6 protein-coding genes are annotated in these 13,751 nt (G+C 41.5%); 3 read left to right on the top strand and 3 right to left on the bottom strand.

Annotated elements, in window-relative coordinates; genetic code table 11:
- Nucleotides 1-528: 528 nt before the first annotated feature.
- The 3 genes from G3T18_RS15065 to G3T18_RS15055 all read right to left on the bottom strand — a co-directional run bounded on the left by G3T18_RS15065 (nt 529) and on the right by G3T18_RS15055 (nt 8,438).
- The gene (locus tag G3T18_RS15065) at nt 529-3,243 is read right to left on the bottom strand and encodes a CHAT domain-containing protein (RefSeq protein ID WP_224411390.1); all 2,715 of its coding nucleotides are present in this window, start codon (nt 3,241-3,243) and stop codon (nt 529-531) included.
- A 45-nt stretch (nt 3,244-3,288) separates the two neighbouring features.
- Nucleotides 3,289-4,581 (bottom strand): hypothetical protein, encoded by a 1,293-nt coding sequence (locus tag G3T18_RS15060; RefSeq protein ID WP_224411389.1) that lies wholly within the window; start codon nt 4,579-4,581, stop codon nt 3,289-3,291.
- Between the two features lie 497 nt (nt 4,582-5,078).
- Nucleotides 5,079-8,438, bottom strand: coding sequence for a two-partner secretion domain-containing protein (locus tag G3T18_RS15055; RefSeq protein ID WP_224411388.1), 3,360 nt, complete (start codon nt 8,436-8,438; stop codon nt 5,079-5,081).
- A gap of 304 nt (nt 8,439-8,742) precedes the next feature.
- Here G3T18_RS15055 and G3T18_RS15050 point away from each other — a divergent pair, with 304 nt between their 5' ends.
- The 3 genes from G3T18_RS15050 to G3T18_RS15040 all read left to right on the top strand — a co-directional run bounded on the left by G3T18_RS15050 (nt 8,743) and on the right by G3T18_RS15040 (nt 13,746).
- Nucleotides 8,743-9,321 (top strand): tail fiber domain-containing protein, encoded by a 579-nt coding sequence (locus G3T18_RS15050; RefSeq protein ID WP_224411387.1) that lies wholly within the window; start codon nt 8,743-8,745, stop codon nt 9,319-9,321.
- A 276-nt stretch (nt 9,322-9,597) separates the two neighbouring features.
- Nucleotides 9,598-11,835, top strand: coding sequence for a TOMM precursor leader peptide-binding protein (locus G3T18_RS15045; RefSeq protein WP_224411386.1), 2,238 nt, complete (start codon nt 9,598-9,600; stop codon nt 11,833-11,835).
- Nucleotides 11,836-11,841: 6 nt separating this feature from the next.
- Nucleotides 11,842-13,746, top strand: coding sequence for a CHASE2 domain-containing protein (locus G3T18_RS15040; RefSeq protein ID WP_224411385.1), 1,905 nt, complete (start codon nt 11,842-11,844; stop codon nt 13,744-13,746).
- Nucleotides 13,747-13,751: the final 5 nt, after the last annotated feature.

Here is a 13,751-nt window from a genome sequence, read left to right as displayed (position 1 = left end):
ACTCCCCCTTCCCTTCAAGGGAAGGGGGTTGGGGGGTTAGGTAATACAATTTTGCGTAGAGCAGAGAAGGAGTTAGTTAGGACATCCTCATTTCCGTAAAAGCTTGCTAGCATAGACGGCGATCGCTGTTTACTGTTCGCTGCGATAACCTCAACCCCTACCAGGAGAGGAGAGAAAATTGCTCAAATTAGGAAGACGGAAAAGCAACTCTTAATTACTCCCCTTTTGTGGGATAAAGGATAAATATTAGTAATAACTGATAACTGCTAAATGATGATTAACCATAATAAAAAACAAGAGAATTTTGATGATAACCTCTCCCCCAACCCCTCTCCTACAAGGAGAGGGGAGAAGAATTGCTCAAATTAGGAAGACGGAAAAGCAACTCTTAATTACTCCCCCTTCCCTTCAAGGGAAGGGGGTTGGGGGGTTAGGTAATACAATTTTGCGTAAAAAATGAACCTGATTGAATTTGAATTAAACAGTAGTAATAACTGCTAAATGCGGCTACGTGTTAACTGTTAACTGTCACAGCCAATTACCAACTAAAACATAGGGCGACCAATAAATAGGATGTTCAAACTGAGGATTTTGTAACAAGGCAATTTGTGCCTGACGCAGTGATTCGGCTTTAGTTAAACTAGTATCAGTCAAATCCTGATAAAATAAACCCATGAGTTCGGCAGTAGCGCGATCGCTAACAAACCACAGTGTTGCTAACGTGCTACGCGCACCCGCACGCACTGCGACACCAGCTAAACCAAGGGCTGCTCTTTTGTCCCCGACTGCGGTTTGACAAGCACTCAAAACTAATAATTCAATCGGTTTCGCTTTCTTACGTTCCACTGATTGGAGAATATCGTCTAATTGTTTCACATCGATCCGATCTTCCCAAGTGAGAATAAATGTATCTTCGGCATTTGAGCTAAACTGACCGTGAGTAGCCACGTGAACTACAGGAAAAGATGAAGATTCGAGAATTTCCCGAAAACTTTCGCGGGTAAACTCACTATTAAGTAAAACTTTACTAGGTAACTCGGATTTAATTTCCTCTACTTCTAAGCTCACATTTTCTAGAGGTGGAAAACCTTGACGCGCTTCGGTAATACCTGCGGTAAGTGATGCTAATTTTATTTGTTGTAAAGGTTGAGGATCTAATAATTGCAAGCCTGGAGTTAACGCTAAAGCATACTTTTCAATTAAATAGCTATTTCCATCGTACAAGGTTGCCATTGGAATGTTGCGTAAAGATCCATCTAAGGTAAAAACGAGAGTCTGAATCTTATTTTTCCTTAAATCTGCTTCCGCAGGACGAATTAACCAATTATAAATTTCTTGAGCCGGACTGAGAAAATCGCGTTTACTGCGAATTACTAAGTTTTGCCGCATTTCGGCGACAATTGCTTCAACTTCGTTTCTCGGTAAATTAGTAGCGTAGTGACGTAAAGGTTGCTCTGGTAGCGAAAGAATAACTTCTAAGCGATCTTCGAGAATAATCGGATAAAAAACAGCCGCCGTTTTATCGACTCGATCTACTTGTACTGGCTGAATAGTAATACAAGCTTCCCGAAAAAAATTGTCTAACTCGGCAACTCGTAAAGATTCGATAACATCGCGAGCTTGGGCGATATTTTCTTGACTAGCTGGTTGATCTCCTGGTTGTAAGAGCAAACTGACGAGTTGACGATAAACGGGTTCGACGGTTTCGCGAAAGGAAAATTGTACGTCGGGATTAATTGCTACTAAGTCGCTCCGCAATGATTGTAAAGTGTTGACTGCTTGAGTGTAGGCGAAAATGGCTGGTTCAATTTTGGCTTCGGCTTTTAATAAGCGACCTAATTGCCACTGCCAACGGTAAGCTATATCTGGTGCGTTAATCGCTTGAGCAATTAAAAGGGCTTTTTCGGTTAAGTTTTTGGCTGTAGATAATTGTTGGGTTTGTTCGTATAATTTGCCTAAATTCCCTAGAGCATAAGTTGTCGCTCTGCTGTCGGATAAGCTTTTTGCTTGTTTTAGGGCTGATGCGAGAAGTTCTGCGGATTGAAGGAGATAGGGCGAATTCGGCTCGGTATTTGCGGGTGCGAGTTTACTTAAATTCGTAGCGAAGTCGATTTGAGCGTAAATTTTCTGACGAGAAATAGGTAATTTGTCTAACTCGGATTTAATTTCGGGTATGAGTTGCTCTGCTGCTGAGAAAGATTGCTTTTCGATGAAGATGCTCAGTTGTGCGAGTTGTGCGTCGAGTTTTTGGCTGGGTGAGGTGGCTTGGGTGGCTGCTTGTTGGTAATATTTTTGGGCGGTGGTTAATTGTTGTTGGCTGCGGGCTGTATTTCCTAAGTCATACAAGGCGGCGCTAATGTCGGGAGCAGAATTGATTTGTTGAGCGAGTTGTAAACTAAGTTGGAGGTTTTCGGTGGCGCGATCGAAATTACCTACTAAGAGGAAGGCGTTACCTAAACTGCGTAGCCCTACGGCTTTGAGATGGGAGTCGGCTAAAGTTTGGATGTGCTGAGAACTTTCGCTTAAGATGTCTAAGGCGCGACGATAGAATCCGAGGATTTTTAAGGCTTGGGCTTGATTAATTTGGCTTTTGAGTAATCCGGCTTCGTTGTTTGCTTGCTGGTAATGGATTTCGGCTTGTTGCCAAGATTTTAAGGCTGATTCGGTTTCTCCTAATGCTAACTGGAGACGACCTTGGGTGTTAAGGGTTTGAGCGAAAACGATCGCGCTTTCGGTGGTTGGTTGGGTTGCTAGTATGTCGAAACTGTTGTTAAGGGCTTTTTGGGCTAGTTCCCACTGTCCGAGTTGTTGGTAGGCTAGGGAAAGATTGCTCCATACCATTGCTCGCTCTATGTTTGGGAGTTGATTTGAGCTAGCAAGGGTTTGCCAAATTTGAATTGCTTGGGAAAATTGACTTTGGCGATAATATTCTCTCCCTTCTTCGATTAGTTGGGAAATTGGGGATTGGGAAATTGGGGATTGGTGATTGGGGATTGGGGATTGGGAAATTGGGGATTGGGGACTGGGGATTGGGGATTGGGGATTGGGGACTGGGGATTGGTAAACTAGGGTGTTACTGTTAAGTGATGATAACTGGTAACTGTTAACTGCTAACTGTTCACTGTTAAACTGGTAACTGGTAAAAGTGAAGAGAAAAGAAGCGATCGCTAAAGCGATCAAGAGCCACTTTTTGGTGACGATCGCTGCTATTTTATCGAATCTTCTCGTCTTTTTTCTTGCCATCGGTTTTTGCTGCTCGTCTCGCTAAAGCTTCTCTTCATGCTAGAACTAGGAGTTAGATTTTTTGCTTTTACGTCTAGATTTGGCTGTCGCAAAAAGTGATATTCCGATCGCTGTTAGCGCGATCGCTGAATTTGGTTCGGGTACTGTTTTGCTCTCGACTGCTTCAAAGTTGTATGCAAATAGTTCGTAATCTCCTGTTGCTAAGTCAATGCAACAAGTGGGATCGCTGCTAACTTGAATAAAATAGGTGTCGTCTTTGGGCAAAATTAAATCGATGATTACTGAGTCTAGTAATTCATATTCATCGTTGTTGACGGCAACGCTATCGTAATAAGGTACTAAGTCTCCGTTGGAATCGAAGATACTAATAATTGGATCGATGGGATCGGTAATTCGCCCTTCTTCTTTAATAATCGGATCTTCGGGATCGAGGGGAACGTCGATTAGGCTTTGTAAAACGGTTGAAAGTACCTCGATGTTGAATAATTCTCCTTTTTTCCCGCTAAAGGAAAAGAAATCTGTTTCTTCTGGTGTGTCTAAAGATCCTGTCACCGCGATCGCTTCGACTAAAAATTCTTTCCCGGCATTTTTTCCTGTTAACAGTGGGTTGGGAACTTCTAGTTGAGCTAATTCTAATTCTTGAGCGGTAGCAAATGAGTTATTTTCTGCTTCTTCGCTGACTAGTTTGCCGCGCTCGCTAAATGATAATCTTACCGCCGATCTTTCGCTGAGAAATAATTCTTCATTTGCTTGATTTATACCGATCCCAAATTCGGGAATAACTTGAAGATGAGCTAAGGTTTCGTCTGCTGCTACTGGTCCTGGATAGGTGGGAAAATAAGCATCTGCTCCTGGTGGATTGTAAATTCCCGAACCAATGGGACCGAAGGAATCTCGATGTCGTAATCCTCCTAATATATGACCTAATTCGTGAGCAGTGAGAAAACTACTTAAAGCTACGGGATCTATTTCGGGAAATAAGTCTGGATTGAGGAAAAAATTGATATTAATGATGACATTATCGTTTTTATCTAGATTCCGAAAATCGATCGGATCGGCTAATGCTCCGAGAATTCCTGTGTTATAGAAAACTGTGGAAAAGTCTCCTGAAGTTGGTTTTTTGAGTGTAAATTCTACGTCAAATAAGGAATAATCGGCGGCTACGTTTTCGAGAATTGTTTGTTGTTCTGTTGCTGAGTAAGTATATTCTCCTGGGTCGGTTCTACTCTCGAAATCTAGGTAAACAAGCTGAGTTGCTTCTGCAATATTAGTCATTCCCAAGGTGAGAGCAATGGTAGTGGTTGCACCTGCTAATCTGGTTAAGATTTTTCTTCTCATGAATTTTTAAACAATTGGTACAGTTTCATTTCTGAGAAACAATTACCGGAGCGATAAAAACAGTTTTATTTCCGATCTCTTTGCTAACTTCATCAATTAGTTTAGTATTTTTTTTCGTTGAAATTCTCTGTCAAGAGAAATATTTTTTGATTTTCTCTGCTGGGAGGATTTTTGCGAATAAAAAGACATAAATATCGAGACTCAATACTTATTTTTTAGCTATCTTTTAGCTGTTTGTGAATATTTAGGCGTGTAGTAAGTGTTTCGCCGCTCTTAAGATTAGTCGCTAATTTTAGAGAATTTCTACTAAAAAATATCTTTTTGGTTAATCTACTTCTAAGTAAGAATAACATCTATTTAAGTGAAGATTCAAGCCTTTTACAGTATCTTTACGGAGTCTTGATAAAAGCTTCATAATCCTCATAGTTATATTCACTTAAATGAATATAACTAGCTTGTAAAATGGTTTTTCCAGACCACTGGAACAAGAGAGGTAGTTAATTACCTCGCTGAGTTTGACAGCGACGCGCAGCCGGGGAGGTACTTTGAGGCGTCACGGTAGGCGGGGTAGCGGTTAAAATTACATTACCCCGATCGCCAATTATCCAACCTTGAGCTTGAACAATCCGATCTGGAAGAGAAGATTCGACCTTGGTAGAATCGGAGAGGCGATCGCGAGAATTATCCGTAGAATTACTCAGATTCTCGTTTCCTAAGTCTACCAGAATTGTTTCACTAGGGTTAGTGCCACCAGGATTTGGCGGTAGTCCACCTCTTCCAGTAACAATAAATTCATTAGCTTCTTCAGCAACTCCACAACCTTCAACGATTAAGCCAGCAAGATCGATTACCTCTTCTGGTAAACTAACTAAACCTTGATTAGGATCGAGATCGGGAGTATCAATTTCGACAACACCATCAATTCCAAATTCCGAACTAGCATTAATATCGCTTGTGGGAGTTAACTGAGGGCGAAATTGAGTTCCAAAGACACTTTGAGCATTAATTTGAATATTACCTCCCCGACCCTGGAAAGCATTAGCAATAATATCACTATTGGCGATCGCGACAATAAAAGTTGCGTCAATAGTCACGTTACCACCATTACCCGTACCCCCAGCTTCGGCGGAAATTACACTATTACCTTGTAAAAACAGTAAATCGGCAAGATCTAGCTGAATATTTCCCCCTTCACCAGAAGCTGTGGAAGCACTAAGAGTTGCATCGCGATTGAGAAAAATTTCAGATGCTTGAACTTCCAGATTACCAGCTTGACCCAAACCGCGATTGTTCACCGCGATCGCCGCACCTGATTCTACCTGTAAAAGTTGAGTTTGAATATTAACATTTCCGGCTAAAGTAGCGATCGCACTGCTACCGCCAGCTTCGGCAGAAATTGTACTATTTTCCTGTAGCTGTAACGAGTTTTCCACCGTTAAATTAATATTGCCACCAATTCCCGAAGCCGTCGAAGCACTAAGAGTTGCATCGCGATTGAGAAAAATCTCAGATGCTTGAACTTCCAGATTACCAGCTTGACCCAAACCGCGATTGTTCACCGCGATCGCTGAACCTGATTCTACCTGTAAAAGTTGAGTCTGAATATTGACATTTCCGGCTAAAGTATCGATCGCACTGCTACCGCCAGCTTCGGCAGAAATTATACTATTTTCCTGTAGCTGTAACGAGTTTTCCACCGTTAAATTAATATTGCCACCAATTCCCGAAGCCGTCGAAGCACTTAAGGTTGCATCGCGATTGAGAAAAATCTCAGATGCTTGAACTTCCAGATTACCAGCTTGACCCAAACCGCGATTGTTCACCGCGATCGCCGCACCATCTCGCACCGTCAACCGCCGCACATTCAGCGTCACATCACCAGAATCGCTCTCACCACCCGTATCCGAAAGCAAACCGCTTGGATCTTGTCGCATTTGCGTCGGATTACTAGGATCTGGTCTGACAGGGCCCATACCGCTCAATTCTACCGTATCCGCATTTACACTGACTTGACCAGCTTCTCCTTCACCAAACCCGGCGGCGGCTACCTGCGCTCCATCTCGTGCAGTTAACGTTTCTGTATTAATCGTTAATTCTCCCGCTTGAGCAGTAGAAGGAGGATTAACCGCCGTAAAAATTCCACTAGGATTACCTAATTGTGGAGAAACACCAATTAATTCAATAAATTCACTCGCATTAACAGTCAAATTTCCCCCAGCACCAGCACCCAAAGTCCCAGCAAAAATTTGCGCGCCATTACTAATAATTAACCGCCCCGTGTTAACAGTTAAATCGCCCGCCCTTCCCGGCGCTCCAGGATTAACTGCGGTAAACAAGCCACTGGGAATAAGACTCAAAGGCGAAACACCACTTAATGCTATCGATTCGCTGGCATTAACAGTTAATTTTCCCCCATTACCAGCACCTAAAGTCCCAGCAAAAATTTGCGCTCCATCCCGAACAATCAAATCTCTGGTATTAACCGTTAAATCTCCAGCATTTCCCGTAGCGGTTGGTTGGACGGCGGTAAATAAACCACTAGCTAAAAAATCAGCCGGAGTAACGCCAATTAATTCGATCGATTCAGTAGCATTAACAGTTAAGTTTCCCCCGTCACCAGCCCCAAAAGTAGCCGCCGAAATCTGCGCTCCATTCCTAACAGTTAAACGTTCTGTTTCGACAACTAAATTTCCTGCATCTCCGAGATTTTCAGCATCGGTCAATAATCCTGTAAACAAAGCGACATTGTTCGATTCAGCACCAATTAATTCTATAGTTTCCCTAGCATTAACAGTTAAATTTCCCCCATCACCAGCCCCAAAAGTAGCCGCCGAAACTCTCGCTTCTCCGGCAATAGTTAAGCTGTTGCTAGTAATTTTAATGTTACCTGCTGTTCCTGTAGCAATTGTTTCTGCAAATAAGCCATTATTAAAGATTCCGCTAGCAACATCGCCGAGTAATTCTACATTTTCGCTCGCATTAACGGTAATATTTCCTCCTACTCCTGCTCCCAGAGTATTAGCTTCAACTCGCGAATTTTCGAGGATAATTTGCTTACCAAATAATTGAATGTTCCCACTACCTTCAGCAGTCGTACTAACTAAGCTATTCTCAGTCAGAGAAATATTCTGTCTGTCAATGCTGTTCGGTAAATTTAACTGAATTTGGTTATTATTGCTGGTTAAACCCACAGTAATGTTACCTGATACAGCAGCCAAATCGATATTTCCAGTGGCGGCTGTTAGCTTACCGCCAATGATATTTATTTCTCCACCAGCCAAGGTTAAACTGCGACCTGACGGTACTGCTAAATTAGTACCGCGTACCTCTATTGATGCGGGATTACTGCCATATTGCAAGCCAATTGGTACGCTGATTGTCAGGAGAGGAGGGGATGAAGAATTGGTTGCGCTAAATTCAGTACCGTCGGCAAAATTTAAGCTGTCGGCGGTACTACCAACAAAGGAACCGCCGATATTTAATTGAGCATTGGAACCGAAGATAATTCCGTTAGGATTGAGTAAAAATACATTAGCTGTTCCGTTGGCGCGAAGTAAGCCGTCGATGTTAGAAATTGCCCCACCTGTAACTCGGTTAATAATATTGCTAATATTGGCATTATTGTTGAAGAAAGCTGAACCGTTAGTAGGTACGGAAAAGCTATCAAAGCTGTGAAAAAGGTTGTCTCCTGCGCGGTTTCCATCAGTAATGACAAAGTTGAGATTATCGGGTGAAGTGACTGTGGTTGATAGGCTTCCATCGGCGGAGATAGGTTGAGCTGAGGCGGATGTAGTGGTTGCCAAAGACGCGATCGCCATTTTCAAAATTAGATAAAAATACTTACGTCTTTGTTTCATTACCTGAGTTTCCTACTGAACTGTCTTCAGCTATTTCGCCAGGTATATTTTTGAAATTTTTATTTAATAATTCATCTATCTAGAGGATTACTACTGAGAAGGATTACTTGAGAAACGCGAGCGAAAAAAAAACTCTTGTTTTTCTCCGGTTTCAGCAAAAAAATCCCGTAGATACACTTAGGGAAAGAAATAATTAACTAAATCTTAATCCCTCGGGTAGAGGTAAATACTTAATTACCCTAGCTAGCATTAGGGCGAGGGTGCAGCAATCAGTATTCAAGATATTCAACAGGAGAAGGCAAAAATGGATTTATTCGACAAGAATAAAACTCACGCCAGTGAAGATGGTTTAATCGAAGAATTGTCTGATGAGATGTTAACAGACTGTGTAGGCGGCACTGGCTACATCCACACTAAAAGTGGTAAACCATTTAATACCAAAAATAAGTCCGATAAGTGGATAAAGAAGAAGCTCGAACAGGGTTTGATTGAATACGATCCGGAAGGTTCCCACAGATCCTGGGGTTACTGGAGCGATCGCGAAATTAAAGAAAACTTCGCTAATATCGATAATCAAGAAATCCTGGAAAAAGTGGCATCTCTCCCCATAACTACTTGGAATTATACCGATGAAGGTACGAGCGTTCGTCACCTCGGACCAATGGCGCAAGATTTTGCTGCTAGCTTTAGTTTGGGAGATAGCGAAACGCAAATTTCTGCTGTCGATGCTAATGGAGTCGCTTTAGCGGCAATTCAAGGTTTATACCAACAGTTGCAAGAAAAAGACTCTCAAATACAACAATTGCGTGCAGAAATTAACGAAATCAAGCAAAATCTCAGCACGTCCACCGAGATTACTAATCCTCAATTAGCTCTTAACTAAGATATAAGGAGTAATCTCACCTACCAGGGTGGATCTCCACTGCAAATTAAATTGCTAAAATTGGCGTGCGATCGCTAAAAGATCGTCGCTCTGAAAATAATCCCTAAATCGTGCAGCTACCTTAAAAATTACACAAAAAATGGGCAATTCCCAGAAATAACACTGACTATAATTATACCCTTTTTGAGACAGATTAGGCAATTATAGTCAGTTATTTTACCAGCTATTTATCTTCAATATTTTCCAATTGGTTCCGTAACTAGCCACAGGTAAACTATGCTCAAAAAACCAAAATTCAAAAATCACTTCCATGTTGAAGTTAGGGAACCAAAATTAGTTTATTTACTGAGCGAAAAAGGACATTTTGTCTTACGGGGACGACTTTATGTGCTTCTAGCACCTTTTCTGAATGGCAGCTACACGATTGCAGAAATTGTCCAGCAGTTACAAGGAAAAGCTACAGCCGAGGAAATTAACTATGGGCTAAGATTACTACAAAATAAAGGCTATATTACCGAAGCAGAGCCTAATTTACCACCTAGTTTTGCTAGTTTTTGGCATTTACTCGATCTCGACAGTTCAACTACATTAAATAGCTTAAAATCTGCCCAAGTCACTGTCACTAATATCAGCAATATTCCTACCGAACCATTTATTTACGCCCTGAAATCTCTGAATATTAATCTTAGCGAAGAGGGAGATTTGACAGTTGTCTTAACCGACGATTATCTGCAACCAGAATTAGCAATTATTAATCAAAAGGCATTACTTTCCGGAAAACCTTGGCTATTAGTTAAACCTGTAGGAGCAGTTTTGTGGATTGGTCCAATTTTTGTTCCTAATCAAACAGGTTGTTGGCAATGTCTCCGCCAACGTTTACAAATGAATCGAGAAATTGAATCTTCTCTGCAACAAGAAAAAGGAATTTTACGACCATTTCCTGTTTCTCGCTCCGCCTTACCTCCTACTATCCAAATCGGCTTTAATTTGGCAGCCACAGAAATAGCTAAATGGCTGGTAGGAGCAGAAGAAAAACAATTACTAGGAAAAATTATCACTTTTGATTTAGTTAGTTTAAGCTTAGAACATCACCAACTAATCCGACGACCGCAATGTCTTAAATGCGGTTCAAAAAATCACTTAAAACCGCAACCTTTGCTACTAAAAAGTCAACCTAAACTTGATAACCAATCTGGCGGATATCGCAGTTGCTCGCCTCAAGAAACTTGGCAGAAATACACCGCTCATCTCAGTCCAATTACCGGAGTTGTTCGCAAAATATTTAATCCGCTTCCCCAAGAAAATAGCTTAATTCACGTTTATCTTGCCGAACATAATTTTCCGAAAACAGGTCACGATCTAGATAGTTTGCAACGAGCTTTACGCCGCAAAAGTGCGGGTAAAGGTCAAACAGATTGGCAAGCCAAAGTTAGTTGTTTGGGTGAAGCAATCGAACGGTATTCGGGAATTTATACTGGTCAAGAAATGCGGGTAAAAGCTACATATTCTCAACTCAGAGATGATGCTATTGCTCCGGATAAGTTTCTCCTTTACAGCGAACAGCAATATCAAAAAAGACAGGAGTGGAATCAAATTAATCATCCGATTCAATGGATTCCCGAACCTTTCAATCCAGAGCAAGAAATTGAATGGACTCCCGTTTGGTCGCTAACAGCAGAAAAATTTAAATATTTGCCGACAGCATACTGTTACTATGGCTATTTTTTGCCCAAAGAACAATGTTTTTGCTGGGCAGATACCAATGGCAATGCGGCAGGAAATTGTTTGGAAGAGGCGATTTTACAAGGATTTTTGGAATTAGTTGAACGAGATGCGGTAGCTTTGTGGTGGTACAATCGAGTTAAAAGACCTGCGGTAAATTTGGCAAGTTTTGGCTTAAATTATCTGGATAAAGTTAAAGAATATTATCAAAGTTTAGGGCGGGATTTTTGGGTTTTGGATCTTACCAGCGACCTGAATATTCCAACTTTTGCAGCAATTTCCCATCGGAATAATCGCCAGCCAGAGGATATTTTATTTGGTTTTGGTTGTCATTTCAATCCGAAAATTGCCATCCTACGGGCAGTGGCAGAAATGAATCAAATGGTGTTTCTTTCTGGGGCTGCCGATCCCGAAGGGAGAGCAATTTTTTCTCGCGAAGATATGCAGAGTTGGTGTGAAATGGCAACAGTAGCAAATCAACCTTATTTAGTAGCAGATGAAACTGTCAAAGCAAAAGTTTATCGAGATTATCTAGAGGAGGAAAGTTTTGATTTGCGCGAAGATGTCATGAAATGTGTAAATATTGCTGCGGAACGAGGTTTAGAAACTTTAGTTTTGGATCTCACTCGTCCGGACATTAAGATGAGTGTAGTGAAGTTAATTGTTCCTGGGTTGCGTCATTTTTGGGCGCAGTTTGCTCCGGGAAGGCTTTATGAGGTTCCAGTTAAGTTAGGCTGGTTAGAAGAACCTTTAAAAGAAGAGTGGCTCAATCCTATTCCGATGTTTATTTAAGCAAAAGTGAAATGGTTCCCGGATCGTCTTGGCAAGATTTACAAGTTTTTGTGTCGAATACCAGCAGTTGCGGTTGGTAGTCTTGCTGTGACGGGTTTGTTACTGGGGGTAAGACAGTTTGGTTGGTTGCAACCTCTGGAGTTAGCTGCGTACGATCGCTTGATGCGATCGCAAACTTCTTTACCTCCTGATTCGCGTTTGTTGGTGGTGGCAATTACGGAAGCCGATCTCCGCGAACAAGGACAGTGGCCCCTCAGCGATCGCACTTTAGCACAATTGTTAGCTGAATTGCAAAAATATCAACCAAAAGTTATTGGTTTGGATCTGTATCGCGATATTCCCCAACCTCCCGGAAATGAAGCTTTATTAAAGCAACTGCAAGAGGAAAATGTGGTGGCGATCGAAAAGTTAATCGATCCTAGTGGTGAAAGTGTCCCACCACCACCAACTGTACCTTTAGAAAGAGTTGGTTTTAATGATATTTTAATCGATCCTGATGGCGTTGTCCGGCGAAATTTATTATATGCTTTTACCGCTACGGAAGAATTTTATTCCTTTTCCCTACGCTTAAGTTTAAAGTATTTTGCTGAGGACAATTTGCAAATTAATCTTAATTCCTTACAGCTTGGAGAAACCACTTTTTTTGCCTTAAATGCTGATTCTGGCGGTTATCAAACAATTGATGCTCTCGGCTATCAAATTTTACTCGATTATCGCTCGCCTAATTTGGTTGCACCCCAGGTAACATTAAGTGAAGCTTTGAACGGAGAAATTGAGCCAAATTTAGTTAGAAATAAACTAGTTTTGATTGGGAGTACCGCGCCAAGCTTGAAGGATTTTTTTCCTACTCCTTTCAGTGTAGCGGAACCGGATAATCCGGGAATGCCTGGAGTAATTATTCACGCACAAATGGTGAGTCAAATTCTCGATCGAGTGGAAAAAAATCGAGCAGTCTTTTGGTTTTGGAGTGACTGGCAAGAAATACTTTGGATTTGGGGCTGGGGCTTAGTTGGCGGCGCGATCGCTTGGCGTAGCAACAATTTCCTGGTTTTGTGTCTGGGTGAGTTTGGTGCGATCGCGTCAATTTTCGGCATCGGATTCGTGCTTTTTCTTAACTCTGGATGGATTCCTTTAGCATCTCCTACTTTAGCCGTTCTTTTTACTAGTGGATCGTTAATTACTTACGAAATGCAACAAGCCAGACAACAACAAAAAATGGTGATGAAATTATTAGGACAGCAAACCTCTCCCGAAGTTGCCCTGGCTTTGTGGAAAGACCGCGATCGCCTACTCAAATCTGGTATTTTACCAGGACAAAGAATTACGGCGACAATTCTCTTTAGTGATATTCGTAATTTTAGCACTATTTCTGAACAAAGATCGCCCGAAGAAGTGATGAGTTGGCTGAATGAATATTTGACGACAATGACACAAGAAGTCTCTCGACATCATGGGGTAGTTAATAAGTTTATGGGCGATGGTTTAATGGCAGTATTTGGCGTACCTGTACCGAGTAAAACTCCCGCAGAAATGGCTGTTGATGCTCAACAAGCGGTTAGTTGTGCTTTAGCAATGGGCGATCGTTTGCGCTTATTAAATCAAAATTGGCAAAGTAAAGATTTACCGGTAATTCAGATTCGAGTCGGCATTTTTACAGGTTCGGTTATGGTGGGTTCTTTGGGTGGTAAAGAACGCTTAGAATATGGTGTAATTGGCGATAGCGTGAATATTGCTTCTCGTTTAGAAAGTTGCCAAAAAGAACGCCAAACTAGTGATTGTCGAATTTTGATTGCTAAAGAAACTTTAGTACATCTTCACGATAAATTTGCCGTAGAATCTTGGGGTTTAATTCCTTTGAAAGGTAAGACTAGAAAGGTTTATGTTTATCGCGTGATGCAGCGCTATGAGTAATATTA

It is taken from the genome of Oscillatoria salina IIICB1, assembly GCF_020144665.1.
Classification (GTDB): Bacteria; Cyanobacteriota; Cyanobacteriia; order Cyanobacteriales; family SIO1D9; genus IIICB1.
Note: the sequence above shows the minus strand (reverse complement) of the source record. Positions and strands in the feature narration are given on the sequence as shown.

Coding starts and splice junctions, on each gene's coding strand:
- G3T18_RS15065 (WP_224411390.1), bottom strand. CDS start 3,243: ATGGCAAGAAAAAAGACGAGAAGATTCGATAAAATAGCAGCGATCGTC.
- G3T18_RS15060 (WP_224411389.1), bottom strand. CDS start 4,581: ATGAGAAGAAAAATCTTAACCAGATTAGCAGGTGCAACCACTACCATT.
- G3T18_RS15055 (WP_224411388.1), bottom strand. CDS start 8,438: ATGAAACAAAGACGTAAGTATTTTTATCTAATTTTGAAAATGGCGATC.
- G3T18_RS15050 (WP_224411387.1), top strand. CDS start 8,743: ATGGATTTATTCGACAAGAATAAAACTCACGCCAGTGAAGATGGTTTA.
- G3T18_RS15045 (WP_224411386.1), top strand. CDS start 9,598: ATGCTCAAAAAACCAAAATTCAAAAATCACTTCCATGTTGAAGTTAGG.